This is a genomic window from Nitrobacter sp. TKz-YC02, assembly GCF_049852135.1.
GTDB lineage: Bacteria > Pseudomonadota > Alphaproteobacteria > Rhizobiales > Xanthobacteraceae > Nitrobacter > Nitrobacter vulgaris.
On record NZ_CP180728.1, the window covers coordinates 115,566 to 142,161 of the forward strand.

Annotated in this window: 28 protein-coding genes and 1 pseudogene; 13 read left to right on the plus strand and 16 right to left on the minus strand. The window is 60.3% G+C overall.

The window, feature by feature from the left end:
• Positions 1–20: 20 nt before the first annotated feature.
• Positions 21–1,109, minus strand: coding sequence for a heat-inducible transcriptional repressor HrcA (gene hrcA / locus ACM561_RS00560; RefSeq protein ID WP_425909849.1), 1,089 nt, complete (start codon positions 1,107–1,109; stop codon positions 21–23).
• 173 nt (positions 1,110–1,282) lie between these two features.
• On the opposite strand from hrcA, the gene rph reads away from it, so the two are divergent.
• The 3 genes from rph (at position 1,283) to hemW (ending at position 3,921) form a co-directional block, all read left to right on the plus strand.
• Complete coding sequence (rph, locus tag ACM561_RS00565) at positions 1,283–1,996, plus strand: ribonuclease PH (RefSeq protein WP_079445208.1); 714 nt, start codon at positions 1,283–1,285, stop codon at positions 1,994–1,996.
• 142 nt (positions 1,997–2,138) lie between these two features.
• Entirely contained in the window at positions 2,139–2,774 is a 636-nt protein-coding gene (gene rdgB / locus ACM561_RS00570) for an RdgB/HAM1 family non-canonical purine NTP pyrophosphatase (protein ID WP_425907257.1), read from the plus strand.
• On the plus strand, positions 2,761–3,921 hold the full coding sequence (gene hemW / locus ACM561_RS00575; protein WP_425907259.1) for a radical SAM family heme chaperone HemW: 1,161 nt from the start codon (positions 2,761–2,763) through the stop codon (positions 3,919–3,921). The genes rdgB and hemW overlap by 14 nt, the downstream gene beginning before the upstream one ends.
• Positions 3,922–4,056: 135 nt before the next feature.
• Here the strand turns inward: hemW and ACM561_RS00580 are convergent, their stop codons facing one another.
• Positions 4,057–5,277, minus strand: a complete 1,221-nt coding sequence (locus ACM561_RS00580) for a penicillin-binding protein activator (protein ID WP_425907261.1) — start codon at positions 5,275–5,277, stop codon at positions 4,057–4,059.
• Positions 5,278–5,546: 269 nt separating this feature from the next.
• On the opposite strand from ACM561_RS00580, the gene rsmI reads away from it, so the two are divergent.
• The 5 genes and pseudogenes from rsmI (at position 5,547) to ACM561_RS00605 (ending at position 11,129) form a co-directional block, all read left to right on the plus strand.
• Positions 5,547–6,497, plus strand: coding sequence for a 16S rRNA (cytidine(1402)-2'-O)-methyltransferase (gene rsmI, locus ACM561_RS00585; RefSeq protein WP_425907262.1), 951 nt, complete (start codon positions 5,547–5,549; stop codon positions 6,495–6,497).
• On the plus strand, positions 6,484–6,891 hold the full coding sequence (locus tag ACM561_RS00590; RefSeq protein WP_425907264.1) for a YraN family protein: 408 nt from the start codon (positions 6,484–6,486) through the stop codon (positions 6,889–6,891). Before rsmI ends, ACM561_RS00590 begins: the two co-directional genes overlap by 14 nt.
• 48 nt (positions 6,892–6,939) lie before the next feature.
• On the plus strand, positions 6,940–7,881 hold the full coding sequence (gene gshB, locus ACM561_RS00595; protein ID WP_425907266.1) for a glutathione synthase: 942 nt from the start codon (positions 6,940–6,942) through the stop codon (positions 7,879–7,881).
• A gap of 45 nt (positions 7,882–7,926) precedes the next feature.
• Positions 7,927–8,628, plus strand: a pseudogene (locus tag ACM561_RS00600) (ATP-binding protein); the annotation flags it as partial.
• A 242-nt stretch (positions 8,629–8,870) separates the two neighbouring features.
• A complete protein-coding gene (locus ACM561_RS00605; RefSeq protein ID WP_425907267.1) occupies positions 8,871–11,129 on the plus strand; it encodes a response regulator in 2,259 nt (752 codons plus the stop codon).
• 64 nt (positions 11,130–11,193) lie between these two features.
• On the opposite strand, the gene coaA is transcribed toward ACM561_RS00605, so the two are convergent.
• From coaA to hisB, 7 genes are all read right to left on the minus strand, one after another.
• Positions 11,194–12,150, minus strand: a complete 957-nt coding sequence (coaA, locus tag ACM561_RS00610; protein WP_425907269.1) for a type I pantothenate kinase — start codon at positions 12,148–12,150, stop codon at positions 11,194–11,196.
• An 83-nt stretch (positions 12,151–12,233) separates the two neighbouring features.
• On the minus strand, positions 12,234–12,557 hold the full coding sequence (locus ACM561_RS00615; RefSeq protein ID WP_079445180.1) for a phosphoribosyl-ATP diphosphatase: 324 nt from the start codon (positions 12,555–12,557) through the stop codon (positions 12,234–12,236).
• Between the two features lie 76 nt (positions 12,558–12,633).
• Complete coding sequence (hisF, locus tag ACM561_RS00620) at positions 12,634–13,410, minus strand: imidazole glycerol phosphate synthase subunit HisF (RefSeq protein ID WP_425907271.1); 777 nt, start codon at positions 13,408–13,410, stop codon at positions 12,634–12,636.
• A gap of 15 nt (positions 13,411–13,425) precedes the next feature.
• Positions 13,426–14,175 (minus strand): 1-(5-phosphoribosyl)-5-[(5-phosphoribosylamino)methylideneamino]imidazole-4-carboxamide isomerase, encoded by a 750-nt coding sequence (gene hisA / locus ACM561_RS00625; protein WP_425907273.1) that lies wholly within the window; start codon positions 14,173–14,175, stop codon positions 13,426–13,428.
• The gene (hisH, locus tag ACM561_RS00630) at positions 14,163–14,813 is read right to left on the minus strand and encodes an imidazole glycerol phosphate synthase subunit HisH (protein WP_425907275.1); all 651 of its coding nucleotides are present in this window, start codon (positions 14,811–14,813) and stop codon (positions 14,163–14,165) included. Before hisH ends, hisA begins: the two co-directional genes overlap by 13 nt.
• Positions 14,810–15,334 carry a DUF2628 domain-containing protein gene (locus ACM561_RS00635; protein ID WP_425907276.1) on the minus strand — a complete coding sequence of 175 codons (525 nt, stop codon included), beginning with the start codon at positions 15,332–15,334 and terminating at the stop codon, positions 14,810–14,812. The genes hisH and ACM561_RS00635 overlap by 4 nt, the downstream gene beginning before the upstream one ends.
• Positions 15,335–15,360: 26 nt before the next feature.
• On the minus strand, positions 15,361–15,954 hold the full coding sequence (gene hisB / locus ACM561_RS00640) for an imidazoleglycerol-phosphate dehydratase HisB (RefSeq protein WP_079445175.1): 594 nt from the start codon (positions 15,952–15,954) through the stop codon (positions 15,361–15,363).
• A 363-nt stretch (positions 15,955–16,317) separates the two neighbouring features.
• Between hisB and hslV the strand changes: the two genes are divergently transcribed.
• The 3 genes from hslV to hslU are packed head-to-tail and all read left to right on the plus strand — an operon-like array spanning position 16,318 to position 18,730.
• Positions 16,318–16,872 carry an ATP-dependent protease subunit HslV gene (hslV, locus tag ACM561_RS00645; RefSeq protein ID WP_425907278.1) on the plus strand — a complete coding sequence of 185 codons (555 nt, stop codon included), beginning with the start codon at positions 16,318–16,320 and terminating at the stop codon, positions 16,870–16,872.
• A 3-nt stretch (positions 16,873–16,875) separates the two neighbouring features.
• A complete protein-coding gene (locus ACM561_RS00650) occupies positions 16,876–17,385 on the plus strand; it encodes a GNAT family N-acetyltransferase (protein ID WP_425907280.1) in 510 nt (169 codons plus the stop codon).
• 43 nt (positions 17,386–17,428) lie between these two features.
• Positions 17,429–18,730, plus strand: coding sequence for an ATP-dependent protease ATPase subunit HslU (hslU, locus tag ACM561_RS00655; RefSeq protein WP_425907282.1), 1,302 nt, complete (start codon positions 17,429–17,431; stop codon positions 18,728–18,730).
• A gap of 219 nt (positions 18,731–18,949) precedes the next feature.
• Here the strand turns inward: hslU and ACM561_RS00660 are convergent, their stop codons facing one another.
• The 3 genes from ACM561_RS00660 to ACM561_RS00670 are packed head-to-tail and all read right to left on the minus strand — an operon-like array spanning position 18,950 to position 21,703.
• Entirely contained in the window at positions 18,950–19,519 is a 570-nt protein-coding gene (locus ACM561_RS00660; RefSeq protein WP_425907284.1) for a Smr/MutS family protein, read from the minus strand.
• Positions 19,516–21,078: a murein transglycosylase A gene (gene mltA, locus ACM561_RS00665; RefSeq protein ID WP_425907286.1), complete on the minus strand. Its 1,563-nt coding sequence runs from the start codon at positions 21,076–21,078 to the stop codon at positions 19,516–19,518. Before mltA ends, ACM561_RS00660 begins: the two co-directional genes overlap by 4 nt.
• Positions 21,002–21,703: a Tim44/TimA family putative adaptor protein gene (locus ACM561_RS00670; RefSeq protein ID WP_425907288.1), complete on the minus strand. Its 702-nt coding sequence runs from the start codon at positions 21,701–21,703 to the stop codon at positions 21,002–21,004. Before ACM561_RS00670 ends, mltA begins: the two co-directional genes overlap by 77 nt.
• 423 nt (positions 21,704–22,126) lie before the next feature.
• Between ACM561_RS00670 and secB the strand changes: the two genes are divergently transcribed.
• Positions 22,127–22,615 (plus strand): protein-export chaperone SecB, encoded by a 489-nt coding sequence (secB, locus tag ACM561_RS00675; RefSeq protein WP_425907290.1) that lies wholly within the window; start codon positions 22,127–22,129, stop codon positions 22,613–22,615.
• A 150-nt stretch (positions 22,616–22,765) separates the two neighbouring features.
• Here the strand turns inward: secB and dnaQ are convergent, their stop codons facing one another.
• The 4 genes from dnaQ to ACM561_RS00695 all read right to left on the minus strand — a co-directional run bounded on the left by dnaQ (position 22,766) and on the right by ACM561_RS00695 (position 25,699).
• The gene (dnaQ, locus tag ACM561_RS00680; RefSeq protein WP_425907291.1) at positions 22,766–23,500 is read right to left on the minus strand and encodes a DNA polymerase III subunit epsilon; all 735 of its coding nucleotides are present in this window, start codon (positions 23,498–23,500) and stop codon (positions 22,766–22,768) included.
• 124 nt (positions 23,501–23,624) lie between these two features.
• The gene (gene coaE, locus ACM561_RS00685; RefSeq protein WP_425907293.1) at positions 23,625–24,224 is read right to left on the minus strand and encodes a dephospho-CoA kinase; all 600 of its coding nucleotides are present in this window, start codon (positions 24,222–24,224) and stop codon (positions 23,625–23,627) included.
• Positions 24,225–24,240: 16 nt separating this feature from the next.
• On the minus strand, positions 24,241–24,849 hold the full coding sequence (locus ACM561_RS00690; protein WP_425907295.1) for a Maf family protein: 609 nt from the start codon (positions 24,847–24,849) through the stop codon (positions 24,241–24,243).
• Between the two features lie 7 nt (positions 24,850–24,856).
• A complete protein-coding gene (locus ACM561_RS00695; protein WP_425907297.1) occupies positions 24,857–25,699 on the minus strand; it encodes a pyruvate, water dikinase regulatory protein in 843 nt (280 codons plus the stop codon).
• A 426-nt stretch (positions 25,700–26,125) separates the two neighbouring features.
• Between ACM561_RS00695 and hemJ the strand changes: the two genes are divergently transcribed.
• Positions 26,126–26,548 carry a protoporphyrinogen oxidase HemJ gene (gene hemJ, locus ACM561_RS00700; protein ID WP_425907298.1) on the plus strand — a complete coding sequence of 141 codons (423 nt, stop codon included), beginning with the start codon at positions 26,126–26,128 and terminating at the stop codon, positions 26,546–26,548.
• Positions 26,549–26,596 lie beyond the last annotated feature (48 nt).

Below are 26,596 nucleotides of genomic sequence, written 5' to 3' on the forward strand. Positions count from 1 at the left end.
GCGCAGGGCGGCGGGCGGGCTCAGCCGCCGAGCATCTGGCTGACAATGCGGGCCGCGTAATCCACCATCGGAATCACGCGCGCGTAGTTCAGCCGGGTCGGTCCGATCACTCCGAGAACGCCGACGATGTGGCCGGCGCCATCGCTGTAGGGCGCGATGATCGTCGAGGAACCGGACAACGAGAACAGCTTGTTCTCCGAACCGATAAAGATTCTTACGCCGTCGGCGCGTTCGGCGCGGCCAAGCAGATCGATCACGCCGCGCTTGGTTTCGAGGTCGTCGAACAGCAGCCGCACGCGCTCGAGGTCCTCCATCGCATGCAAATCTCCGAGCAGGTTGGCATGGCCACGCACGATCAATTGCCGGTCGTCGCTGTCGCCGCCAGACCAGCTCGCAATTCCTGCCGCGATGATCTTTTGTGTGAGCTGATCGAGCTCCGCCTTGCTCTGCGTCAACGCTGTCTCAAGCTCGAGCTCTGCCTCGGCCAGCGTTCGGCCGCGAATTCGGGCGTTCAGGAAGTTTGACGCCTCCGTCAGCGCCGAAGCCGGGACGCCCGAGGGGAGCGTCAGCACGCGGTTTTCAACCTGCCCGTCTTCGGCGACCAGCACGACCAGCGCCTTATCAGGCTCCAGCCTGACGAACTCGATATGCTTCAACCGTACATTGGATTTCGCCGTCAGAACCACCGCCGCCGCCCGGGTCAATCCGGACAGCCGTGTCAAGGCCTCACCCAATGCAGCCTCGACCGATTGCGCCTTGCCCACCGACGCGAGTTGAGTCTGGATCGACTGGCGCTCCGGCTCGGTCAGATCGCCGACCTGCATCAAGGCATCGACAAAGAACCGCAGGCCGAGCTCGGTCGGCAACCGGCCGGCCGAGGTATGCGGTGCATAAATCAGCCCAAGCTGTTCGAGGTCCGACATCACATTGCGGACCGACGCTGGCGAGAGCGGCACCGCGATGAGGCGGGAAACGTTGCGGGAACCCACCGGTTCGCCCGTTGCAAGGTAGCTTTCGACGATCTGCCGAAAAATGTCGCGCGACCGCTCATTCAACTGGGCAAGCCCGGCGTTCGGCGCAATCAGACCGATCGGATCGTGATGGGCCAACGATATCTCCCGCGTATAATGTTTGTCGGGCCTGGGACTGGATCTAGTTTGTCTCTCCGGCGCACCAGTTACAAGCAGCCTTTGGCAATCGCAGTTCTGACCCTTGCCGGTGCGGCTCCTCACCCCTAAAAGCACGGCACGATGATTTTCATAAGAATAGCTGGAGGGTTCCCATGCGGCCTAGCCGCCGTGCACCGGATGAACTGCGCGCCGTGTCGCTGGAACGTGGCGTGGTCAAATACGCCGAAGGCTCCTGCATGGTGAAATTCGGGGATACCCATGTGCTGGTCACCGCGACGCTAGAGGAGCGACTGCCGCCGTGGCTCAAGGGCCAGGGCCGGGGTTGGGTGACCGCCGAGTACGGAATGCTGCCGCGCGCCACGCTGGAGCGAACCCGGCGCGAGGCCTCCGCCGGCAAGCAAGGCGGCCGGACCGTCGAAATTCAGCGCCTGATCGGCCGCTCCTTGCGTGCCGCAATCGACCTCGAGGCGCTCGGCGAACGCCAGATCACGGTCGATTGCGACGTCATTCAGGCCGATGGCGGCACGCGCACCGCATCGATCACCGGCGCATGGGTCGCGTTAGCCGACTGTGTCAACTGGATGAAGGCCCGCAACATGCTCAAGGCCAGCGTGCTTCGAGACAATGTCGCAGCGATCTCATGCGGTATCTACAATGGCACGCCCGTCCTCGATCTGGACTATGCAGAAGATTCGGAAGCCGACACCGATGCAAACTTCGTGATGACCGGCGAGGGACGCATCATCGAGGTGCAGGGAACCGCCGAGAAGACACCTTTTTCCGACGACGAATTTTTTGCGCTTATGGCGCTGGCGAAAAAAGGGGTCGCGCGGCTGGTTGATTTGCAGAAAATGGCGTTGGCGTGATTCGTTCTGGGCGTGCTCTGCGGGACGCTCCTCCAATAGCGAGCAAAGTGGGTACCGGTTCGCGTCAAGAAACCGCGTCAACACAAGAAACCGGAGCCTGACTTTGAATTCCATCAAAGTCGGAATGGCTTTAGGATCGGCCATGAATCGTCGGATCGCCGGCAAGCTCGTGATCGCCACCCACAATCCCGGCAAGCTCGCCGAGATGCGCGAGCTACTTGCGCCGTATGGCGTCGAGGCGATCTCCGCAGGCGAGCTCGGTCTCAGCGAGCCTGAGGAAACAGGCGATGATTTCCGCGCCAATGCTCGGATCAAGGCGACCTCTGCAGCCCAGAGCGCAAAGCTTCCGGCTTTTGCCGATGATTCCGGTCTGGTCATCGATGCACTCGATGGCGCACCGGGCATCCACTCCGCGCGCTGGGCTGGCGAGACCAAGGATTTTTCCGCAGCGATGGCCCGGATCGAGCGCCTGCTGCAGGAGCGCGGCGCGACGAGCGCGGAGAAGCGCAAGGCTCACTTCGTTTCGGCGCTCTGCGTCGCATGGCCAGACGGCCATCTCGAGGAAGTCGAAGGACGAGTCGACGGCACGCTGGTCTGGCCGCCGCGGGGCGCGGCCGGATTTGGCTATGATCCTGCGTTCCTCCCGGACGGACATACGCGCACCTTCGGCGAGATGACGGGCATTGAAAAGCACGGGCTTCCGCCGCGTGGCCTTGGCCTGTCGCATCGCGCCCGCGCGTTCGTGAAGCTGGCGGAGATTGCTCTTGATCGTCGCTGATCCGACCACTTCCTTCGGCATCTATGTGCACTGGCCGTTTTGCCTGTCGAAATGCCCTTATTGCGATTTCAACAGTCATGTCCGCCACGCGCCGATCGATGAAGAGCGCTTCGTTCGTGCTTTCCAGCGCGAGATTGAGACCACCGCCGCCCGCGCGCGCGGTCGAGAGGTGTCCTCCATTTTCTTTGGCGGCGGTACCCCGTCCTTGATGCGACCGCAGACCGTTGGCGCGATACTCGACGCAATCGGAAAATATTGGGGCGTCGCTGATAACGTCGAGGTCACGCTGGAAGCCAATCCGACCAGCGTCGAGGCCACGCGATTCCGCGGCTATCGCGCGGCGGGCGTCAACCGCGTGTCGCTCGGCGTGCAGGCGCTCGACGATTCTTCGCTAAAAGCTCTCGGACGCCTGCATACCGCACACGAGGCGTTGGAGGCGGTGGCGATCGCGCGGTCCGTCTTCGATCGCTATTCCTTCGATCTGATTTACGCGCGTCCCGACCACACGCCAGAAATGTGGACCGAGGAACTGCGGCAGGCGATCTCGGAAGCGGCGGAGCATCTGTCGCTCTACCAGTTGACTATCGAGGAGGGTACGCCGTTTTTCGACCTGCACGCAGCCGGAAAACTCAAGACCCCCGACGAAGCGATTGCGCGCGCGCTGTACGACGTCACGCAGGACGTTTGCACGCGTCACGGCATGCCAGCCTACGAGATCTCAAATCATGCGCTGCCCGGCGCGGAATGCCGGCACAACCTGCTTTACTGGCGCGGCCAGGAATATGCGGGAATCGGACCCGGGGCGCATGGTCGCCTTGACATCGACGGCATCAGGCATGCCATCGCCACGGAAAAGCGGCCGGAAGCCTGGCTCATGCGGGTCGAGGCGATCGGCAACGGAATCGTCGCCGACGATCTGCTGAACAGCGAAGAGCGCGCTGACGAATTCCTGCTCATGGGACTGCGCTTGCGCGAGGGCATCGATCCGCAGCGCTACGCGGCGCTATCGGGCCGCCCTCTTGATCCGCGGCGAATCGCAATCCTCCGTGACGAAGGCGCGATTACGATCAGCACCGATGGCCGCCTGCGCGTCACGCAGGATGGCTTTCCCCTCCTCGATGCCGTGGTGGCCGATCTCGCCGCCTAGAGCTATGCTGGCTTTGATGGAATCAAAGCCGGGCTCCAGCATTATCTCACTTCTCAAATACTGGAATCGATCACGTTCATGATTCTGGATCGATTCGATCCAGAATCATCGTGATTTGACGACGCGGGCTACAGATCAGGCGCCAAAACTTTTTGGCGAACCTGCCGCTGGCTGGCCGCCGCCGGATGCGACTCGCATGACGGCGAGGCCCCGCTGGTTGGTGCCGTCGGAACGGAACCGAAACAGACCGTCGATGCCGGCGAAGCCTGACGCATTGGTCAGCGTCTCGGCCGCGAAGCGCTGCGGGCCTTGGGTGCGCGCAAGAGCCGCCACCAGCGCGACGGCGTCATAGGCAAGGGTGGCCGTACGTACCGGATCGCCGCCATACTTGGCGCGGTAGCGCCCTGCGAAGCTGCGGAAACCGGATGGATCAGGGGCGGCATAGAGGCCGCCCTGCAGCGACGCGCTGGCGAATACGCGAGGATTGTCCCACAGACCGGTACCCAGAAGCTGGACATTGCGCAGATTCGCACCCGCCGCGGCGAGCGCGTCAACGACTGAAACCACCGCATCGCCGTCATCGGCGATCAGCAGCGCATCAGCCGAGCGGAGCGACTGCGCCACCTTCCGTGCCGCACTGGCGCGATCGGCGCCATATTTCTCGAATGCGACGATACGCCCGCCGCGATGGCCAACTGTCTGTTTGAAGGCCGCCTCAACGACATTGCCATAGGCATTTTCGGGCACCATGGCAGCAAACGAGCGCTTTCCGGTGCTGGTGGCATATTCGACGATTCGGTTGACGTCCGATTCAGGGAGAAAACTCAGAAGATAGACGCCCCGGCCCGCCACGCTTGAATCAGTCGAGAACGCGATCACCGAGGTGCCGCGTGTCCGCGCCACCTGAGCAACCGCCGGAACAGACGCTGCGAACAGCGGACCGAGAATGATTTCGGCTCCTTCATCGAGCGCTTGTTGCGCTCCCTGTTGCGCACGCTGCGCCGTGCCGGCTGCGTCCTTGACCAGCAACTGGACGTTTGGGTTCTGAAATTCCGACAGCGCCATCTCGGCCGCGTTTTTCATCGACTGCGCCGCAACGCTCGCATTGCCTGCGGCCGACAATGGAAGGATCAAACCGACCTTGACCTGACCCGTACCGATTGTAGCTGCCTGCTGAGGCGGACCGGCCGCCTCTGGCTGCGGAGAAGAACCGGAAGAACTGGAAAAATTGTTCGTCAGCGTTTGCTGAACGCCCGAGCAGGCGCCAAGCAGAGGCGCGCCGATGACAAGGCCCAGCGCGGCTCGCCGAGTCGCTCCCTGGCGCTCAGATTTCGGTTCGAAGGGATCCTTCATCATTATCCTTGCAGTGCACCCATTCCGGAAAGGTCCGGGCACAAGCCCCTCGGAATCAGCCATATTGCCGATGCCGCCAGTAAACCAAAACAAACGGATCGTGTCCGCCCCGAATTTAGCTCCATACCCAACCTTGGGTACCGCGGAACATCGAAAAGCATGGGACGGACCCGTTCGCACGCTATCTTTGTGTTATCCGGGTTCGGCACCGAAGACGCGTCTTGACACGAGCCGAACTCATTTTTCTCGAAAATGTTATAGAACGTCGCAGTATGCGTGCAAAACTCGCCTCTCTGAAATCGGACGAAACCCCGGGGACCCGGACCTTTTCCATAGCGGGCCATCAACTGGTTGCCCCGACGGCCACGCCCGGTCTTCACCTGGTCGCCACGCCGATCGGTCATCTCGGAGATATCACCTTGCGGGCGCTTGAGACCCTCGCAGGCGTCAATATCATCGCCTGCGAGGACACCCGCATCACCCGCCGCCTCACCGAACGCTACGCGATTACAAGCGTGCTCAAGCCTTACCACGAGCATAATGCTGCGACAGCCCGGCCGAAAATCCTGGCGCAGCTGGCACAAGGCGCCTCCATCGCCCTGGTCTCCGATGCTGGCACACCACTGATTTCCGATCCGGGCTTCAAGCTGGTGCGTGAAGCGTGTGCCGCTGGTCATCAGGTGATCGCGGTTCCGGGACCATCTTCGGTGCTAGCGGCGCTGTCCATAGCAGCGCTGCCGACGGACCGGTTCTTCTTCGAGGGATTTCTGCCGGCAAAGGAGGTCGCGCGCCGCACACGCCTTGCCGAACTCGCAAGAATCGATGCCACGCTGGTCATGTTCGAGTCCGGCAGTCGTATCCGGGATTCCTTGCACGACCTCGCGGCCATCCTCGGCAATCGCGACGCCGCGATCTGCCGCGAACTAACGAAGCTGCACGAGGATATCCGCCGCGCGACCCTCACGGAGTTCGCGCAAGCGGCCGAAACGCTGGAAACGCGGGGTGAATTCGTCCTGGTCGTCGGACCACCAACGGCTGATGCCGGCACGATGTCCTCCGACCAGCTGGACGATCTGCTGCTGACGTTGTTGAGGGAGGGCAGCGTCAAAGACAGCGTGGCTCACGCTGTCGAAATCTCGGGCCGCCCCCGGCGTCAAGTCTATGCCCGCGCGCTTGAGCTCGCCGGACAGATGAGGGACAGTGACAACAATGGCAGCAGGTAAGGACCGTTCCCGAAACAGCCCAGAGGCGGCAGCGCCCGAGCGCGTCGCGGCGTTTCGCACCGGTCTTTCGGCGGAAAGTCTCGCCGCAGCCTGTCTGATCGCCAAGGGCTACCGGATTTTGGCACGCCAGTTCCGCACGCCTCATGGCGAGATCGATATCGTGGCCCGCCGGCGGCAACTTCTCGCTTTCGTCGAAGTCAAAGCCCGTCGCAGCCTCGACGATGCTGCCTATGCAGTGACGCAGAGACAACAACAGCGGATCATCAACGCAGCCCAAGCCTGGCTGATGGCGCACCCCGAACATGCGACTTTCGAATTCCGCTTTGACGCCATGCTGATTGCGCCGCGACGTCTGCCGCGTCATCTGTTAGGTGCATTCGACGCCAGCACATAGCCTGACCTATTCAGACGCTTTCGCATTGACACAACCCGGACCAACAAGATGAAACTGAAAGTCGCCGTTCAGATGGACCCGATCGCGCGCATCAACGTTCGCGGCGATTCAACCTTTGCACTGTTGCTAGAGGCACAGCGACGCGGCCACGAAATCTCATACTACACGCCGGATAAGTTATCGCTTCGCGGCGAGGACGTGGTTGCGTCGGTCCAGCCGTTGACCGTTCGGGATCAGGAGGGCGACCATTATACGCTCGGTGAAGCGGCGCGTGCTTACCTAGAATCCTTCGACGTCGTATTGCTGCGCCAGGACCCTCCGTTCGATCTCGCCTACATCACGACGACTCACTTGCTCGAGCGCATTCATCCGAAGACGCTCGTGGTCAACGACCCGGCAAGCGTGCGCAATGCGCCGGAAAAGCTGTTCGTGATGGATTTTCCGGAGTTGATGCCACCGACGTTGATTTCGCGCAATCTCGACGAGATCCATTCGTTTCGTGACGAGCATGGTGCGGTGGTCATGAAGCCGTTGCATGGTCACGGCGGAGCCGCAGTGTTTCGCGTCACGCCGCAAGACATGAACTTCGGATCGCTGTTCGACATGTTCTCGGTGACGTTTCGCGAGCCGTGGGTGATCCAGCGATTCCTGCCCGAGGTCAAACAGGGCGACAAGCGCATCATCCTCGTCGACGGCGAATTCGCCGGTGCTATCAATCGCGTGCCTGCCGTTGACGATCTGCGCTCCAACATGGTGCGCGGCGGCGCGGCGCGGGCAACCGACCTCTCTCCCCGCGAGAGCGAGATTTGTAAGCGCATCGGTCCGGCGCTACGCGAGCGCGGTCTGTTGTTTGTCGGCATTGACGTCATCGACGGCTTGCTCACCGAAATCAACGTTACCTCGCCGACCGGAATTCGGGCGATTGCCGCGTTGGGCGGCCCGGATGTCGCCGGAAAAATCTGGGACGGGATCGAGGCGAAGCGCCAATAGGCTCATCTCGAAATCCTGCTGCTTATGTTCCCTTAATGTTCTTGGGGGGGCGGCACGCGCGCCAAACCCGGTGAAATCTCGCTCGCGCATAACGGCGTCCTGTTTCTCGACGAGTTGCCGGAGTTCGATCCGCGCGTGCTGGATTCGCTCCGGCAGCCGCTCGAGAACGGCGAGATCGCGGTGTCCCGCGCCAATCATCGCGTGACCTATCCCGCGCGTTTCATGCTGGTGGCGGCGATGAATCCATGCCGCTGCGGCCATGCCTTTGAGCCTGGCTACGCCTGCAAGCGCGGCCGCATCGATCGCTGCACCGCAGACTATCAAATGCGCATCTCGGGACCTCTCCTGGACCGGATCGATCTGCGCATCGAAGTGCCGGCTGTGACCGCCTCCGATCTCATTCTGCCGCCTTCGTCGGAAGGTTCGGCCGAAGTCGGCGCTCGTGTTGCCACGGCACGTGACATTCAGGCAGCACGCTATGCAGCGCTCGGCCTTCCGAATGTCCGGACCAACGCCGAAGCCCCCGCGGCCGCGCTGGAAGACATCGCGCAACCGGATGCACAAGGGCTGAAGCTACTCCGCGACGCCGCGGAAAGCATGCGTTTGTCGGCGCGCGGCTATCACCGGGTACTACGCGTCGCCCGCACGCTCGCGGACCTCGATGGCGCTGACAAGATCGGCCGGCTGCACCTTGCCGAAGCTCTGTCCTATCGCGCGCTCGCCGACGACATCAAACGCGCGGCCTGACAGCGCTCGCCTCCGTCCGCGACGGATCACCAAGTTGCCGCCGCGATTTGCCTCGCGACGACGTCACTGTGACGTCTCGATAAGACCTCGTTAACCTTGTTCGCATCCGACCGGTTTCCGGTGTGGCCCTCGAGGACTTCCGCAATGTCATGCTTTCATGCTGACAGGACGCACACGCTGCGCGTACTTTCGTTGGCGGCAATCCGCCTCCGACGAGTGCTGCAGGAAATTCGGGAAGGTCGATGGCCGCGCGATTATTCTGGATGAGGGCACGCCTGCGCAGACTGATCCGGCAACATCCCCGGCTGAATGTTGCTTTTCGTTCCTTCGTGACCTTTTCCATCACGTTCGGAGGTGCCTACGGTTTCATTGCCGGAAGCCGAAGCGCCGAGTACGACCCTCACGCCTTCGCAATCGGCATCAGCTTTCTGTTCGCGCTCGCTTGTGTCGCGCTGGCGATCCAGAGCATGCGCTTGCGCAGGATGCGCAGGAAAATTCGCAAAGTTGCTCTCCACAATGAAGCGCTCGCTGATCGCAATTGGGAGCTGAAGGAAGCGGAGGAGCGCGCGCGTTGCCTTTTCGAGTCGCAGGGCGATCTGATCGTTTTGCGTGATGGAACCGGCACCATCACTTCGGTGAATGATGCCTATTGCATCCTGGCTCAGCGATCGCGGACGGAGCTGCTTGGCAGCCGGTTCGCGCTCCCCGTTCTCGAGCAAAGCGAGAGCGTGATTGAATCGAACGGCACGCGCATTTGCGATCAGCGCGTCGAAACCGCACTGGGTCCCCGCTGGATTGCATGGCGCGAAGCCTTGATGCGGGTCGACGCCAACCATCCAGCAGAACTGCAATGCGTCGGCCGCGACGTCACCGATCGTGCCGAGACCGAGCGTGTGCTCGGTGAAGCGCGGGATCACGCGAACGCGGCCAACCAGGCCAAATCGCGTTTCCTGGCGATGACGTCGCACGAGTTTCGCACACCACTTAACGGCATCATCGGCATGAGCGGATTGCTGTTGGAAACCTCGCTCACGCCCGAACAGACGACATATGTCAAGGCAGTGAAGGCATCCGGAGATGCATTGTTATCGCTGATCGAGGAGTTGCTCGACTATTCCAAGATCGAGGCCGGGAAGATCGACCTGGAACGCCGCCCTTTCATCCTGTGCGATCTGATCGAGGACATCACCGAACTGCTGGCGCCGCGTGCGCAGGCCAGGCAGCTTGAAATCGCCGCCTATATCGATGAGGCCCTACCAACCGAAGTGATCGGAGACGCCGCGCGCTTGCGCCAGGTGCTGCTCAATCTTGCAGGCAACGCAATCAAATTTACGGCGTCCGGTGGCGTTGCGCTGACCGTCGCCCCTGGCGTCGCGCGGGACGACGTCCGTTTCATGGTCCGTGACACCGGAATTGGCATTGCGCCGGATGCGCAAGCTCGGATTTTCCGTGATTTCGAGCAGGCCGACGATCAGATTGCGCGCAATTACGGCGGATCGGGACTGGGGTTAAGTATCAGCGATCGCATCGCCAAACGGATGGGTGGGCGCATCACGCTGCAGAGCAAGCCGGGTACCGGTTCGACATTCGAGGTTTCAATCCCTCTTCCTGCTCACGAGAGCGCACCAGAACGAAAGCGCTTTGTCGCGCCGGATCTGGCGGGACATCCAGTCATGCTCGTGGCGCCTCAGACCATCGAGACATCGCTGCTCGCCCGGCGCCTGGAGCGATGGGGGGCCGAGACCTGCACGACATCGGACCTCGCAGTTGCTTACGCGCTGCTTCCGGAGCGAGCGTGGCACGCCGTGCTTGTCGATCATGCGATGGGCGGAGATGGGATCTGGCGGCTCGGTCAGGCTGCCCGCCAACATGCGGCACGCCGGATCGTCATGGTCACGCCATCCACAAGACAGGACCTTCAGGCCACCGGCGCCGCGGCGTTTACGGGTTATCTTGTCAAGCCTTTGCGAGCTGCGTCGATCGCAGCGCGACTGTCTGCGCCGACCGAGGACTCGACCTTCCTTCGCACCACTAACAGCCAACCTGATTGCGACAGGCTTGAAAGACCCGAGGCATCGACCACGACTTCCGCACCAAGCCTTTCAATTCTCGTCGCGGAGGACAATGAGATCAATGCGCTCTTGACGCGATCACTTCTGACCCGCCTCGGGCATACCGTCATCGTCACCGCAAACGGAGAAGAAGCGCTGGAATCGTGGGACGCCGCCCTAGCCGCAAGTAAGCCCTACGATCTCGTCCTGATGGACGTCCAGATGCCGACCCTCGACGGCATTGAGGCCACCAGGAAAATTCGCGAACGAGAAGCCGCCCGGTGCGGCCGCCGCACGACCGTCTTGGCGTTGACCGCCAACACGCTGATTGACGATCGTTATGCCTGCTTCGAGGCAGGCATGGATGGCTTTCTCGTCAAGCCGCTCGATCGCGAAAGATTGGCCGACGCGCTTGCGGGATTGATGGCCGCCCGTCACGTCCCGGCCTGAGGTAACCTGCACCAGTGCGCACGTCTCGCTGCCAATGAGACCTGCCTTTGCGCACGAGAAATCTCTAAAGCCGCCTTAGCGCGACCTGCTCGACGACATGATCGGCCCCCTTCTTGAGGATCAGGTTCGCACGGGGCCGCGTCGGCAGAATGTTGTCCTCCAGATTAGCCCGGTTGGTGCGCTCCCAGATTGCAATGGCCGTTGCGATCGCTTCATCGTCCGACAGCAGCGCGTACCGATTAAAATAGGACCGTGGATCCTGAAAGGCTGAATCCCGCAGGGCAAGGAAGCGGGTCACGTACCAGTCGCGCAGCACCGGCTCTTCGGCATCGAGATAGACAGAGAAGTCGAAGAAATCGGAGACGACCGGAACGGCCCTGCCGTCGCGCGGCAGCGGCCCAGTCTGCAGAACATTGACTCCTTCGACGATCAGAATATCGGGTTGACTGACCTCGATCCAGTTATGAGGGACGATGTCGTAAGTCAGATGCGAGTAGACCGGTGCGCGCACTGGCGCACGGCCGGCCTTGATGTCACTGAGAAACGACAGCAGAACCGGCAAGTCGTAACTCTCCGGGAAACCTTTTTTCTGCATCAAGCCGCGTCGCTCTAGCACCGCGTTCGGAAACAAAAATCCGTCAGTCGTGACAAGTTCGACTTTGGGGCGCGGCGACCATCGTGCGAGCAGCGCCTGCAACACGCGCGCCGTCGTCGATTTTCCAACTGCAACCGACCCGGCAACACCGATGATATACGGCACCTTGCGATCATGGATGCCGAGAAACTGACGCTGAGCAACAAAGAGACGCTGCATCGAGGCCACATAGATCGACAGCAGCCTGGACAAAGGCAGATAAATTTCCTCGACCTCCACGAGATCGAGGCGATCATGCATCGACCGCAACGCCGCGATTTCATTCGCGGCCAGCGTCATAGGCATATCGTGGCGGAGTTTCGCCCATTCGGCACGAGGGAAAACCCGATACGGATTATATTGCTGCTGTTCTGCCCGCGAATCCATGAAGCTTGCCTCGGGGCTGGAGCATGATCCCGAAAAGTGGAAACCGGCTTTCGGAAAAAACCATGCTCAAGTTGAATCGGACTCTAGTCGCGATTGCGGGCGGCTTTCTCTTCGAGTCCAGATCTCGTCGTGCGTTGCGCCAAAACAGCTTCGACATCTTCCAGCGTCACATCCCTGGCCTTCAACAGCACAAGGAAATGAAACAGGAGATCAGCACCTTCGGCGATCAAATGATGCCGATCATTCTCGACCGCCGCGATGACCGTCTCAACAACTTCCTCGCCGAGCTTCCTGGCGCAATGTACGGGACCCTTGTCGAGCAGCTTTCGCGTGTAGGACGCATCGCCCCCGGATGCAGCTCGGGCGTCAATGATGGCAGCAAGATCATGGATCGTGAAACGCGGCATAATCCGTCTACTCGTCCGGTCGTACTTTGGCACACGACAATTGTTGAATACCTAGCACTTATGCGATCCAAAGTCGTCAGGGATCGAGCCGCATGGCCAGCCCGGCGCGAACCATATGCTCCTTGGCTTCGCGAATGGTAAATTCGCCGAAATGAAAGATCGATGCCGCAAGGACCGCCGTGGCATGGCCTTCGCGAATTCCATCGACCAGGTGATCGAGATTGCCGACGCCGCCGGACGCGATCACGGGCACGGAAACGCTGTCGGATACCCGCCGGGTCAGCGACAGATCGAAGCCCTGGCGGGTGCCGTCGCGATCCATCGACGTCAGCAGGATCTCGCCCGCGCCGAGCGACACCACTTCCTGCGCATATTCGATCGCATCGATGCCGGTGGATTTGCGTCCGCCATGAGTGAAGATTTCCCAACGGTCCGCGCCGCCGGCCCGTGAGACCCGTTTGGCATCGATGGCGACCACGATGCACTGGTCGCCGAACTTTTCCGCGGCCTCTTTGACGAACTCGCGCCGGCTCACCGCTGCGCTGTTGATCGAGACCTTGTCCGCTCCGGAGCGTAGCAAGGTGCGGATATCATCGATGGTGCGAACGCCGCCGCCCACGGTCACCGGCATGAAGCAGGCTTCCGCGGTACGCCGAACCACATCCAACATGATGCCGCGATTTTCGTGCGTTGCGGTGATGTCGAGAAAGGTGAGTTCGTCGGCACCGGCGGCATCGTATGCAACCGCCGCTTCCACGGGGTCGCCCGCATCCCGTAGGTCCACGAAGTTGACGCCCTTAACGACCCGTCCATCCTTTACGTCAAGACAGGGTATGACACGGACCTTGAACATCGTCGCCCGATACTTTCAAGCCGCCGCACGCGCGGCGTGGATCAGCTTCAGCGCTTCAATCGGATCGAGCCGGCCATCGTAGAGCGCCCGTCCAGCAATGGCGCCCGCGAGCTTCTTCGCACGCGGCGCGAGCAGCGCCTCTACATCCGCGATGGAGGCAAAGCCACCCGACGCAATCACCGGAATTGAAATGCTGTCGGCGAGCGCGATCGTGGCATCGAGGTTCAGACCCTTCAGCAAGCCATCCCTGGCAATGTCCGTGAAGATGATCGCCGCGATTCCAGCGTCCTCGAACCGTCGCGCGATGTCGAGCGCCGACACTTCCGATGTCTCGGCCCAGCCTTCCACCGCGACTTTGCCGTCACGCGCATCGAGACCGACCGCAACGCGCCCCGGAAACGCCCTGGCGGCTTCCTTGACCAGAACAGGATCGCGCACCGCGGCCGTGCCGATGATGACGCGCGCAACACCCTTGCCGAGCCAGGCTTCGACCGTTTTCAGATCCCGAATGCCGCCGCCGAGCTGAACCGGCAGGGCAACGGTTTTCAAGACCCGCTCAACCGCATCCGCATTCACGGGCTTACCGGCGAACGCGCCGTCGAGATCGACCACATGCAGATACTCGAAGCCTTGTGCGGCGAATGCGCGCGCCTGCTCCGCGGGATCAAGATTGAAAACGGTCGCGCGCGCCATATCGCCCTGCTCGAGGCGAACGCACTGACCGTTCTTGAGATCGATGGCGGGGAAGAGGATCACGGTTTCCATCTCAAGAAATTGGCGATTAGAGCCAGCCCGAATCGCTGGCTCTTTTCGGGATGAAACTGAGTGCCGATCGCGGTGTCCTTGCCGACGATCGCCGTCACCGGACCACCATAGTCGGCGCGCGCGAGCACGTCGGTCTCATTGGCGGCGTTCAGGTGATAGGAGTGCACGAAATAGGCGTGATGGCCCTTCGGTCCCAATGGCAGACGCTCGAGCACCGGATGCTCCCGCACCGGATCGAGCGTATTCCAGCCCATGTGGGGAATCTTCAGTCGCTCGTCGCGCGGCGAAATTTTCTCGACGTCACCCGCGATCCAGCCTAGCCCGTCCGTTGTCACGTGCTCCCTGCCCCGCGTCGCCATCAGCTGCATCCCGACGCAAATGCCCAAAAACGGACGCGCTTTATCGCGCACCGCCTCCGTCATGGCCTCCACCATGCCGTCGAGCGCATCAAGGCCCTTGCGGCAATCGGCGAACGCGCCGACACCGGGCAGTACCACGCGATCGGCCCGGAACACCACATCCGGATCGCGCGTCACGATGATCCTTTCCGAACCTTCCATGTTGCGCGCCGCGCACTCAAATGCCTTGGCGGCCGAATGAAGATTGCCGGAGCCATAGTCGATAATCGCGGCTGTCACCGCCTGAACCCGGGCTGAGGAAACAGGCCGACGATGTCGCCGCGCAGCGTCGACGGCGGAAGGGCATGGTCCGAAGCACCTCGGGTCGGCGGCGGCGCGCCGCGATCGATCGCCAAGGGATCGAAGTCCGCGTCCCGCATCGCTCGCCAGCGATCGAAAAAGCGCCGCTCAGCAGCTTCCTCGTCGTCTGCGACAACGACGTCGAGCGGGCGCCACTTTTGCCGCGACAGCGTCCAGCGCCGCAAACTCGCCGCTTCCAATCCCATCAGCACGGCGATCACGGCCATCGCCGCTATGCGTGTCCCCCCGCTGACGCGCAGCAGCGTCATCGCGGCTTCCACCGCGATCGACAGAATCAAATACCCACCGAGCGCCAACCAAAGTCGTTGGTAAAGCAGCCACAATGGACCGAACACAAAAGCCCCAAACGAAAAGCCATCGCGAACGAACACGAAATTGTCCGTGGTGCCGCGCACGTCTGGCCCGTCGACCGGTGGCGCATGGACTGTATAAACCGACATTGCACTCTCCGCTGACAACGAAACGGTCAGCCGCCGAGCTGACCCTTTGTTGATGGCACTTCGTCCGCAGCGCGCGGATCGATCGCTACCGCTGCACGAAGCGCTCGCGCCAGACCCTTGAAGCAGGATTCGGCGATATGATGGCTGTTCTCGCCATATAGCGTCTCCACGTGCAAAGTCACTCCCGCATTGACGGCAAAGGCATTGAACCATTCGCGCACCAGTTCGGTGTCGAACTCACCGATCTTGTCGCGGGGGAAATCGACCTTGAACACGAGCACCGGCCGGCCGGAGATATCGATCACGATCCGGGACAACGTTTCGTCCATTGGCATATAGACGCTGGCATACCGGCTGATGCCAACCATCGAGCCGAGCGCCTGCTTCACAGCCTGGCCCAGCGCGATGCCGACATCCTCCGTCGTGTGGTGGTAATCGACGTGGAGATCGCCGACGGCTTTGACCGTGATGTCGATCCGCGAATGGCGGGCGAGCAGATCCAGCATGTGGTCAAAAAAGCCGATGCCGGTTGCAACCTTCGACACACCGGAGCCATCGAGGTTGACCGCGACCTCGATGTCCGTTTCCTTGGTCTTGCGCTTGATGCTCGCCGTGCGCATGAAAAGCTCTCTGCCTCGCGCATGATCCGCCTCCGCCAGAGTGTAAGCGGTTGGGCAACAAGATCACGCGCCATCTAACGATCTGAGCGCGTCGGACACAAAATCGATATCCACTCCTGCTGACCGCGCTCTGATAGAACGCGGCTCTTTTAACAGGCTCAGGTCCCCTTCGCTACTGCGGGATGATGCATTTTGCTGGTGTTCTTCGAGCATGGTGACTAGTGGAGGGATTTGACATTCGCCACCCATTTGCCGCGGGCACCGAGATGCGAATGTTGGAATCGGACCACTGGAACGGAATCCAACGCCGATTGCAACGCGGCGCGGCAATGCCTAAATCTGGCGGGTCATCAAGGGGTTCATATGCAAGCATCACAGCCGGAGGTGTGGCACGGCACCACGATCCTGACCGTCCGCAAGGGCGGCAAAGTGGTCATTGGCGGAGACGGTCAGGTCTCGATCGGACAGACCGTCATCAAATCCAACGCGAAGAAGGTCAGGAAGCTCGGAAAAGGCGACGTCATCGGCGGCTTCGCCGGCGCCACCGCCGATGCCTTCACCCTGTTCGAGCGGCTGGAAAGCAAGCTCGAACAGTATCCTGGCCAACTCACCCGCGCCGCCGTCGAACTCGCCAAGGACTGGCGAACCGATCGCTATCTGCGGCGGCTGGAAGCCATGATGCTTGTTGCGGACAAAGACGTCTCGCTGGTGCTGACCGGGACCGGAGACGTTCTGGAGCCCGAATCCGGCGTAATGGCGATCGGCTCGGGCGGGAATTACGCGCTTGCAGCCGCAAGGGCCCTGATCGACTCCGACAACGATGCCGAGGCCATTGTCCGCCGTTCTCTCGATATCGCAGCCGATATCTGCGTTTATACCAACCGCAATGTCACGATCGAAACACTGGCCACGGATTGAGCGATGGCTTACGGCTTTCGCCCGATGACCGCCGCCGATTTGCCGACAATCCGGCGCTGGCTCAAGGTGCCGCATGTCGCGGAATGGTGGCATGACCCGACTGAACAGTTCGAGTTCGTCAGCGGCGACCTCGATCATCCGGACCTGGCGCAGTTCATCGTCACCGACGGCGCGCGCGACTTCGCCTATCTGCAGTGCTACCGGCTCAGCGACTGGCATACCGGCCTCGGCGAGCAGCCTGACGGAACGCGCGGGCTCGATCAGTTCATCGGCGAAGCTGACATGATCGGACGCGGCCATGGCTCCGCATTCATCCGCGCCTTTGCCGACAGGCTGCTCATGGAGGGCGTGCCGCGTATCGTGATCGATCCCGATCCGGACAATGCCCGCGCGATTCGAACATATGAGAAAGCGGGCTTTTATCGCGACCGTCTCGCGGCAACGCCCGACGGCCCCGCGCTTCTGATGATCCGCGACGCAAGAGTGTCGCCGGCCGGCGCTCCATCATTATGAACCGCTTGCCGCGGATCGAATCGTAACCTACCTAGTGGTGGTCATGACAGACTTCTCTCCTCGCGAAATCGTCTCCGAACTCGACCGTTTCATCGTTGGCCAGACCGACGCCAAACGAGCCGTCTCCATCGCGTTGCGCAATCGCTGGCGGCGCCAGCAATTGACCGGACCACTGCGCGAGGAGGTGTTGCCGAAGAACATTTTGATGATCGGCCCGACCGGCGTCGGCAAGACGGAGATCGCGCGACGGCTGGCAAAGCTTGCAAACGCACCCTTCCTCAAGGTGGAGGCCACGAAGTTCACCGAGGTAGGATATGTCGGACGCGACGTCGAACAGATCGTCCGTGATCTTGTGGAGGTCGCGATCGGCCAGACCCGCGAGCGCAAGCGTAAGGACGTTCAGGCACGCGCACAGCTTGCCGCCGAGGAGCGCGTTCTGGATGCCTTGGTCGGCGCCAATTCGAGCGCCGCCACGCGTGATTCCTTTCGCAAAAAATTGCGGGCAGGTGAACTGAACGACAAGGAAATCGAGATCGAGACGCAATCATCCGGTGGAGCGCCGATGTTCGAGATTCCTGGCATGCCGGGAGCACAGGTCGGTGCGATCTCGATCGGTGATATTTTCGGCAAGATGGGCGGACGAACCAAGACCCGCCGGCTGACCGTCTCGGATTCCCATGAAATCCTGATCAATGAAGAATCTGACAAGCTGCTCGATAGCGATCAGCTCACGCTGGAAGCGATTGCTGCGGCCGAAAATAACGGCATCGTGTTTCTCGACGAGATCGACAAGATCTGCGTGCGTGACGGGCGCAGCGGCGGCGACGTCTCGCGCGAAGGCGTGCAGCGCGACCTGCTGCCGCTAATCGAAGGAACGACGGTCTCGACCAAGCATGGCACGGTGAAGACCGACCATATCTTGTTCATCGCGTCAGGCGCGTTTCATATTGCCAAGCCTTCCGATTTGCTCCCCGAATTGCAGGGCCGGCTGCCGATCCGCGTCGAACTGGAGGCTCTGACACGCAATGACTTGCGGCGCATCCTGACCGAGCCAGAGGCCTCGCTCATCAAACAATACGTCGCGTTGATGCAGACCGAGGAGGTCACGCTCGACATCACCGATGATGCCGTCGACGCGCTCGCGGATATCGCGGTTGCGGTGAATTCAACCGTGGAGAACATCGGTGCAAGACGGTTGCAGACCGTCATGGAGCGGGTGCTCGATGACATCTCGTTCACGGCCCCTGACCGCAAGGGCGAGACGGTCCGCATCGACTCCGGATATGTCCAGAAGCATATCGGGGATCTGGCCAAGAATGCCGATTTGAGCAGGTTCATCCTCTAGAGTCTGTCACCGCGTCACGGAAACGGTGAAAGATTCTATCTTTTGTTTTAACGCGTTTTCTTCACACGAATCGAATTCCATCCTCGGGTCAAGCCCGAGGACATGCTTCGCTCGAAAACGCTATGGAGACTGATTCCGACATCAGACTCGAGCGCTGGCTTTTGATCGCGCCTTTTGGTCGCGGATGATCCAATCCCGAAAACCGGTTCGTTTTCGGGATTATGCTCTGACTCGGCGTCGCAACCGCACGTAAAGCGCTCCCTCGCCGCCATGGCCGGAATGCGCCTCGTCGAAACCCACGACCAGCGAGCGAAACTCGGGGAGAGCAAGCCATTGCGGGACCTGCCGGCGCAGTACGCCCCGCTCGGAGTCCAGCCCCCTCGCGCGGCCCTTACCGGTAATGACAAGCACGAAGGTAAGGCCATCGCCCGACGCATTTTGCAAAAATTGCAGAAGGGCTCGATATGCCCGCGTTTGCGTCATGCCATGCAGGTCGATCCGAGCATCGATGTCTTTCCGTCCTCGGGACAATTGCGATCGCTCGCGGCGGGTGAGCGGCACTGGCTGCGGGCTATTGAATCTGGCCGTTTTTTTGATTGAGTTTGATTCGGACCACGCAATCCTGGCGGATTTCACTTCAAGCCGGGGTTGCGATGGATCTGGCCGGGGCCGTTTGCGCAATGGCTTGGCTTGCCCTGCAACGCTTTCCCACAAATGGCGCTCTTCCTCCGTAAGTACGCGCTGGCGGCTCGGCCGCGCGGATGCGTCGGGCGACAAGCGGCGTTTCATCGCGCCCAGCGATGCCAGCGGCGGCGGTAATGGGTGCGATGCCGCCGGTTGTGCACGGATCTGACCTCAGGCCGCGCCGAGGGCAGCGGGGTGGCGTTCGATGGCGCGGCTTTCGCCGCTGGCACAGGAGCAGCCCCGGCTTGTTCACCCGCGGGAAAAGAAGAGGGCGCGGAGGTGCGCGGGGTGTTGGCCGGCTTCTGATCGTTGGGCGGAAAAAGCTTTGCGATTCTTGCCGAGGGTCGTGTTTGGGGAAGCGGCATGGTTCTGGCGCGAGCTACCGGATCAAGGCTGTTCGGGACGAGCATGACGAAGTGCATATGGTGTCGCAGACGGCCCGACACCCGCCCCGCTTCCGAACCGGCGCCGAAGTAAAGGTCCGCGCGAGCCGGACCAAGAATCGCCGAGCCGGTATCCTGCGCGATCATCAGTCGATGAAACGGCGTTTTCGCCTGTTCGGATTCGATCGGCAACTCGCCTTCGATAAAGAAAGGCGTGCCATAGACATGCAGCGATTTGTCGACCGCAATCGACCTGCCCGGCGTCAAAGGCAGACCCTGTGCTCCGATCGCCTCGTCGTTGTCCGAGAGCTTCACCTCATGAAAGAACACATAGGAGCGGTTCTGCCGGCGCAATTCCTTGGCGCCATCGGGATTGTCAGTCATCCACTGCCTGATGCGTTGCATCGACATCTGATCCTTCGGGATGATGTTGCGTTCGATCAGGATACGACCGACCGCGGTATATGGATATCCGTTATAGGAATCATAGTTGATGCGTATGGTCGAGCCATCCTCGAGCCGAACGCGCGCTGAGCCCTGGATTTGCGTGAAGAGCAGATCGGTCTGGCTCTTGAGCCAACAGATTTCGAGACCGCGGCCTTCGATCGCGCCATCCTCGATTTCGGCGCGATCGTAGTAGGGGACCAGCTTTCGGCGGCCAATCTTGCGATACACCGGCCCGCTGTTGGGCAGGCTCGGCGCGCTTTGCGTGAATCCCCGGACAAAAAGGTTCGAAGGGCGCCGGTAAACGGGGACGGTGTAGACATCCGTTCTGGCGCGCGACCCGTCGATGATTGGCTCGTAATAGCCGGTAACGAAGCCGTCCGTTTCGCCGAGACGTGAAATGCGCACGGCCCGGAAATGGTTTTCGAAGAAGGCTTTCGCTTTGGCGTCGTCTGAGACGTTGGCCGTCTTCGCCGCTCGGCACGGCTCCCGCAAGGTTGCGCCGAGCGCCTTCTGACTGACGGCCGTTATACGCCGCACAGTGACTGCGCGGCAGCTGGCGCGAAAAGCCTTGAACGCGTCAAGATGATTGTCGTTGTTCCAGCCAGCGATGCCAGCCCAGGAAACCGGCGCGTATTGACCACCAACGATCTCGAGCGGCCCGACCGAACGATGGCGGCTATCGTGAGCCTGGACGGCGACAGGCACAATCGCAGCGGCGATGCACAATCCAACCGCGCACCTTCTAATCCGATAAAGATCAGCTGGCGCTTCCGGTGCCAACCAGTTTCCAGTTCGGATCGCGCGACGAGATATCGCGGGCAAACGTCCAAACATCGGTAATATCGGAAATTCTCTCAGGGTTTCCGTCGACGATCACTCCGGTCCTGTCGCGGGTGACAGAAATCATCTGCGAAATGAAGCGGACCGTCAGTTGCTCGGCGCCGTCTCGCAGTTCCGCACCGATCAACTCGGCTTTATCGATTGATACAAATCGCGTTTCGGTCTTCTGCTCGAGTCTCTCTCTATCCTTGATAGCCGCATCAAAGCTTTCATAGACATCCGACGATAGCAGGTCCTTCAAAGTCCGGCGATCCCCGTTGGCGAATGCCAGTACGATCATCTCATAGGCACTGCGTGCGCCGCTCAGGAAATGCCCGGGATCGAAGGAGGAATCCTGGGCCGCAATAGCATCGAGCCCTAAAGCGAGTGTGGTGCCCGGTTCAGCCAAATTCTTCCAGCGATCGGAATTTGGCCCCACATCGGCGGTGGTCGTCGCGGATGACTGATTGATCACGGTTCCCGGCACCGGAACGACGTTGTTGTCCTGGGTACCACGCAGGACTTCCCGCGTAGCATCGTAAGGCGGACGCTCACTTCCTGTCCGCTGCCCGAGAACACTGCGCAGACGCAGGAAAATAAAGACCGCCAGCGCCAGGAAAATGATGGTGTAAATATCCACGTCGTCTTCACTTTCTGATCGGCTAGGATCACGACCTGCGAACAAACGTCCGGCCGTGGGCCAGGTTCGCATCGGACGGCCGGATTTATTTAAGTACGAAACATAGTCCGGCCAAGGGCGGATTTTAGCATAACGAGCGGACCAGGGAGGGTGCCTCCTTTGCCAAGTTGACCAAACATAGCGCGTTTCCGATCAAAGGGGAAAGTCAGATTGCAGGCAGAAAGCGCATTCCCTCAACAGTTTGAGGGCACGGGCGAAAGGTCTGCGGTGCGGCCGAGGGACGCCCCCGGTTCACTGGCGCGTCCGCCGTCCTTGTGGACAGCGGCAGGCTTATGTTAGCCACTCGCCCCGACGCGGCACTTCGCTCTTCAAGCAGGCGCATCGTCTGACAAGTCGGCTTGAAGTTTTAGGAGAGAGAGATCCATGACCAACGGCAACGGCACGCCTCCCGAGGCAGCCCCTTCACCCCAATTGAACGTGCTGGCCCAGTACACCAAAGATTTCTCTTTCGAGAATCCCAACGCGCCCGCCTCCCTCGCGCCTCAGCAACAGCCTCCGTCGATCAGCGTTCAGATCAATGTGGGCGCCAGCAACGTGGCGGAAAACGACTATGAGGTGGTGCTTAAAGTCGAAGGCAAGGCTGAACATACCGGCAAGCTGATGTTCAGTTTCGAGCTCGCCTATGCGGGCGTGTTCCGGATCGTCAACGTCCCCCAGGAAAATCTTCACCCCCTGGTCATGATCGAATGCCCACGGCTGCTGTTCCCATTCGCTCGCGAAATTGTCGCCACAACCGTTCGTGGCGGCGGATTTCCGCCACTGATGCTCGACCCCATTGATTTTGTAAGCCTGTATCGACAAAACATGGAGCGTCAGGCCGCTGCCGCTGCGGCGCAACAAAAGCCAAGCTAATCCCCGCAAGCGAGGCTGTCCTCTCTTAGAGCAGCTTTGCTTCTGATTGAATCAGAGGCAAAGCTCTAGATTTGTTGTTATGACGCGTTTCCTCACGCGAGGCCGGTACACACTTCGCTCGAAAACGCTGTGGGGTCATTCATACCGGTATCAGACGCCAGCCCGTTCCAGGACCAGCTTCAGCTTTTCGGATTCCTGCGCGAGGAATTCCGTCCAGATCGCCTTCTCGCCGAGGGTAGCAACGAAATCCCGATGCGCAATGCGGTCGGCCTCGGTCACGCGCGAGGACAGCGGCATCGTTCGCTGACGTCTCGGCAGTTCCAAAGTTCCGCCGGATTGGCGGGACGTGGTTTCAGCCAGGATCAATTGCGACTGGCGCGCGCCGATGAGATCAATATAGACCTCCGCAAGCAGCTCGGCGTCGAGCAATGCTCCGTGTTTGGTGCGGCGGCTATTGTCGATGGCATAGCGCGAGCACAGGTCGTCCAGCCGGTTTGAGACGCCCGGATGTTTTCGACGCGCCATCAATAGCGTATCTACCAACCGCTCGCGGCCGATCGCCTGCCTTTTAAGTCGATCGAGCTCGGCATTGATGAAACTGATATCGAACGATGCGTTGTGAATGATCAGAGGCGCATCACCGATAAATTCCAGAAACTCATCGACGACGTGCGCAAACAGCGGTTTGTCGGCAAGGAATTCGCTCGACAGGCCATGTACCGCGAACGCCTCTTGCGGCATATCGCGTTCCGGATTGATGTAGCGGTGGAACGTTTGCCCCGTCGGCATGCGGTTGAATATCTCAACGCAACCGAGTTCAACCAGACGATCGCCTCGCAGCGGATCCAGGCCGGTGGTTTCGGTATCGAGAACGATTTCGCGCATGCGCTTTCGTGATATTAGAGCGTTTTCCAGCGAAGTGGATGCCAGTTCGCATGAAGAAAACGCGTCAAATCAAAATCATAGTGCTCGCTTCTGATTCCCTCAGAAGCGGAACGGCTCAGGAGAATCAAAGCCGCCGCCGCGGCATCTTAGCAGCTGCTGCCAAGATTTCCCGGATTTGCGCGCGCACGTGATCAAGACCGTGCGAGGTATCCACTACGAAATCCGCCCGCGTGCGCTTTTCGGCATCCGGCAACTGCCGGGCAAGAATCGCCTCCAGCTTTTCGCTCGTCATGTTGTTGCGGGCCATGATGCGCTTACGCTGAACGTCAGGCGTTGTCGTGACGACAACGACCGCGTCGACATCTTGCTCGCCGCCGGTTTCAAACAGCAACGGCACATCAACCACCGCTACCGCTGCACCTGACCGCTCAGCCTGCTCGAGAAACGCGCGACGGTAGACATGCAACATGGGGTGCACGATCTCCTCAAGCCGCTTCATGGCTGCGGTATCGTGCACGACCTTTGCTGACAATTTCTCACGGTCGACTTTGCCGTCGACGGTCGTTCCGGGAAACGTGGCCTCAATCACCGGAGCCGCCTCTCCTTCATAGATTGTGTGAACGGCCGCGTCCGCATCGTAAACTGGAATCCCCGCTTCCGAAAAAAGTCGGGCGGTGGTCGATTTCCCCATTCCGATCGAGCCGGTCAGCCCTAGCACCAGCATATGCGAACATCCGCTGTTACAGCGATAGCAACTCTTGAGAGCGCAGAAAAGCAAGCAGCGGCAACAGCGGCAAGCCTAGAATGGTGAAATGATCTCCTTCGATCAGGCTAAATAGATGGATGCCGAGGCTTTCGAGCTGATAGGCGCCGACACTGGAGGAAGCCGCATCGCCAGCCGCGTCCAGATACACTCTGATCGTGTCCTCGCTCAGTTCCCGCATCGTCATCCGCGCGACTGAGACATATTCAAACAGCGGCTTACCATCGCGCACGACCGAGACGCCGGCGTGCAAAAGATGAGTCCGCCCAGAAAGCGCATGCAGATGTGCGACCGCGCGCTCGCGGCTCACTGGCTTATTGAACAGACAGCCATCGCATTCGAGCGTTTGATCCGCGCCGATGACGTAGCGTCCGGGTGAGCGCAGCGAAACCTCACGAGCTTTTTCATAGGCCAAACGGGCCGCGATCTCACTGGCGGTCGTGAGGCCGGAACTTTGCTGGACGGTTCGCTCGTCGATCGCAGCCGGGACTGTCTCGAATAACAGACCTGCATTGGCGAGCAATAGTTGTCGCACCCGGCTTTGCGACGCCAGTATCAGGGGTTTTGATTCGCGCCATATCGCCATTTCCGGCCTACCCCGGACCACGCTGCCGGCGCCTGTCCGCAACCAGCTTCATGATCGCCGCGGCTGTCTCCTCGATCGACCGGCGTGTAACATCCAGTTGAGCCCAGTCGTACTTCACACTCAGGCGGCGGGCGTGGATCACTTCGTCCGTAACAGATTGGCGATCTATATAGGCCTCATTGCCTGGTCCTGCCCCGATGCTCAACAACCGGTTCTGCCGGACCTGAATCAGGCGCTCGGGTGTTGCATGAAGACTGACAACCAAGGGGTTCTTCAACGATTCGAGTTGACGCGGAATCGCGATGCCCGGCACTAGCGGAACGTTCGCAGCGCGGATGCCGCGGTTGGCAAGGTAGACCGACGTTGGCGTCTTCGAAGTGCGCGACACACCGACCAAAACAACGTCCGCCTCCTCCAGACCTTCGACGTGCTGTCCATCGTCATGCATCATCGTGTAGTTCAAAGCGTCGATACGCTTGAAATAGTCCGCGTTCAGCGTGTGTTGGGCACCAACGCGGCCGGTGGTATCAGCGCCAAGGTAGGCCTGAAACAGCTGCATGACTTGGCCGATAATCGAAAGGCTTGGGCTGTTAATCGCCTGGCACTTGGCCTCGAGGCGCGCCACCAGATCCTTTTCCAGCAGTGTGAACAGAACGATTCCCGGCGCTTCCTCGATTTCCGCAAGAACGCGATCGAGCTGCTTCTGGCTGCGAACCATAGGGTAGACGTGTTCAATCGGCGTGACATCGGCATATTGGGCGGCCACCGCGCGTGAAACGGTGATCAGCGTCTCGCCAGTCGAATCGGAGACAAGATGAAGATGAAAATTGCGGCCGGTCACGGGTGCCATGGACCTGCATACCCTGTGTATCGTTGTGGAGACCTAGCCACAATTTCGCTTGTTCTGCGACAGCTACGGGATAACCTTGATTTTTCTTCACAGGTCTCCTGAAGGCAAAACTCTGACCGCCGTCTCGGAAGATAGTAGGGCTGTGTGGACTTGTCTCTTGATAATCACGTGCGAATGCGGGGTAAGTATCTGGCTCCACGATGATCTTTTGATTGATCGTGAATACCTTGGAATCTCGTGCCTATGTGGGCAAGTTACGGAAAAGACGGGGACGACATTGCGTTCGCCCAATTCACCGTCACTTAAACTCAAACTGAAGAATCTTAAGACTTTCTTTAGAAAGAGTCGCTTGCGGATATCACTCCGATTCTGGCAGGTACTGGACGCGCGGCGGATCGTAAGACCGAGACCTGAACGAGACGATCGATGTACGAGTGGATTAAAGCCTTTCATGTCATTGCGATCATTTCCTGGATGGCGGGAATGCTTTATCTGCCGCGACTGTTTATCTATCATTGCGATGCGGAGATCGGCTCGAAGCAATCCGAGACGTTCAAGATCATGGAGCGCAGGCTCTTCAAAGCCATCATCAATCCGGCAATGATGGTGGCTTGGGGACTCGGTCTTTATATGATGTGGGAGCGTCAGTGGTATTCGGTCGGCTGGTTTCAGGGTAAATTGGCGCTCGTCATCCTGATGTCCGCCGTTCATGGCTATTTCGCCCGCCGCGTACGCGATTTCGCGGCCGACCGCAATGTGATGAGTCAGAGATTCTATCGTATTATCAATGAGGTTGTAACAGCCCTCATGATAGGCATCGTTATTCTGGTCATCGTCAAGCCATCTTAGGCCCGAAAACGGCCGGCAAGAGTCTGTCAGCACCTCCTTGCGCGAAGG

What these genes read in the sequence shown, in the direction of transcription:
- rph (WP_079445208.1), top strand. Translation starts at nt 1,283, where the DNA reads ATGCGGCCTAGCCGCCGTGCACCGGATGAACTGCGCGCCGTGTCGCTG.
- rdgB (WP_425907257.1), top strand. Translation starts at nt 2,139, where the DNA reads ATGAATCGTCGGATCGCCGGCAAGCTCGTGATCGCCACCCACAATCCC.
- ACM561_RS00580 (WP_425907261.1), bottom strand. Translation starts at nt 5,277, where the DNA reads ATGATGAAGGATCCCTTCGAACCGAAATCTGAGCGCCAGGGAGCGACT.
- rsmI (WP_425907262.1), top strand. Translation starts at nt 5,547, where the DNA reads ATGCGTGCAAAACTCGCCTCTCTGAAATCGGACGAAACCCCGGGGACC.
- ACM561_RS00590 (WP_425907264.1), top strand. Translation starts at nt 6,484, where the DNA reads ATGGCAGCAGGTAAGGACCGTTCCCGAAACAGCCCAGAGGCGGCAGCG.
- gshB (WP_425907266.1), top strand. Translation starts at nt 6,940, where the DNA reads ATGAAACTGAAAGTCGCCGTTCAGATGGACCCGATCGCGCGCATCAAC.
- ACM561_RS00605 (WP_425907267.1), top strand. Translation starts at nt 8,871, where the DNA reads ATGGCCGCGCGATTATTCTGGATGAGGGCACGCCTGCGCAGACTGATC.
- coaA (WP_425907269.1), bottom strand. Translation starts at nt 12,150, where the DNA reads ATGGATTCGCGGGCAGAACAGCAGCAATATAATCCGTATCGGGTTTTC.
- ACM561_RS00615 (WP_079445180.1), bottom strand. Translation starts at nt 12,557, where the DNA reads ATGCCGCGTTTCACGATCCATGATCTTGCTGCCATCATTGACGCCCGA.
- hisF (WP_425907271.1), bottom strand. Translation starts at nt 13,410, where the DNA reads ATGTTCAAGGTCCGTGTCATACCCTGTCTTGACGTAAAGGATGGACGG.
- hisA (WP_425907273.1), bottom strand. Translation starts at nt 14,175, where the DNA reads ATGGAAACCGTGATCCTCTTCCCCGCCATCGATCTCAAGAACGGTCAG.
- ACM561_RS00635 (WP_425907276.1), bottom strand. Translation starts at nt 15,334, where the DNA reads ATGTCGGTTTATACAGTCCATGCGCCACCGGTCGACGGGCCAGACGTG.
- hisB (WP_079445175.1), bottom strand. Translation starts at nt 15,954, where the DNA reads ATGCGCACGGCGAGCATCAAGCGCAAGACCAAGGAAACGGACATCGAG.
- hslV (WP_425907278.1), top strand. Translation starts at nt 16,318, where the DNA reads ATGCAAGCATCACAGCCGGAGGTGTGGCACGGCACCACGATCCTGACC.
- ACM561_RS00650 (WP_425907280.1), top strand. Translation starts at nt 16,876, where the DNA reads ATGGCTTACGGCTTTCGCCCGATGACCGCCGCCGATTTGCCGACAATC.
- hslU (WP_425907282.1), top strand. Translation starts at nt 17,429, where the DNA reads ATGACAGACTTCTCTCCTCGCGAAATCGTCTCCGAACTCGACCGTTTC.
- ACM561_RS00660 (WP_425907284.1), bottom strand. Translation starts at nt 19,519, where the DNA reads ATGAAACGCCGCTTGTCGCCCGACGCATCCGCGCGGCCGAGCCGCCAG.
- mltA (WP_425907286.1), bottom strand. Translation starts at nt 21,078, where the DNA reads ATGTTTGGACGTTTGCCCGCGATATCTCGTCGCGCGATCCGAACTGGA.
- secB (WP_425907290.1), top strand. Translation starts at nt 22,127, where the DNA reads ATGACCAACGGCAACGGCACGCCTCCCGAGGCAGCCCCTTCACCCCAA.
- dnaQ (WP_425907291.1), bottom strand. Translation starts at nt 23,500, where the DNA reads ATGCGCGAAATCGTTCTCGATACCGAAACCACCGGCCTGGATCCGCTG.
- coaE (WP_425907293.1), bottom strand. Translation starts at nt 24,224, where the DNA reads ATGCTGGTGCTAGGGCTGACCGGCTCGATCGGAATGGGGAAATCGACC.
- ACM561_RS00690 (WP_425907295.1), bottom strand. Translation starts at nt 24,849, where the DNA reads ATGGCGATATGGCGCGAATCAAAACCCCTGATACTGGCGTCGCAAAGC.
- ACM561_RS00695 (WP_425907297.1), bottom strand. Translation starts at nt 25,699, where the DNA reads ATGGCACCCGTGACCGGCCGCAATTTTCATCTTCATCTTGTCTCCGAT.
- hemJ (WP_425907298.1), top strand. Translation starts at nt 26,126, where the DNA reads ATGTACGAGTGGATTAAAGCCTTTCATGTCATTGCGATCATTTCCTGG.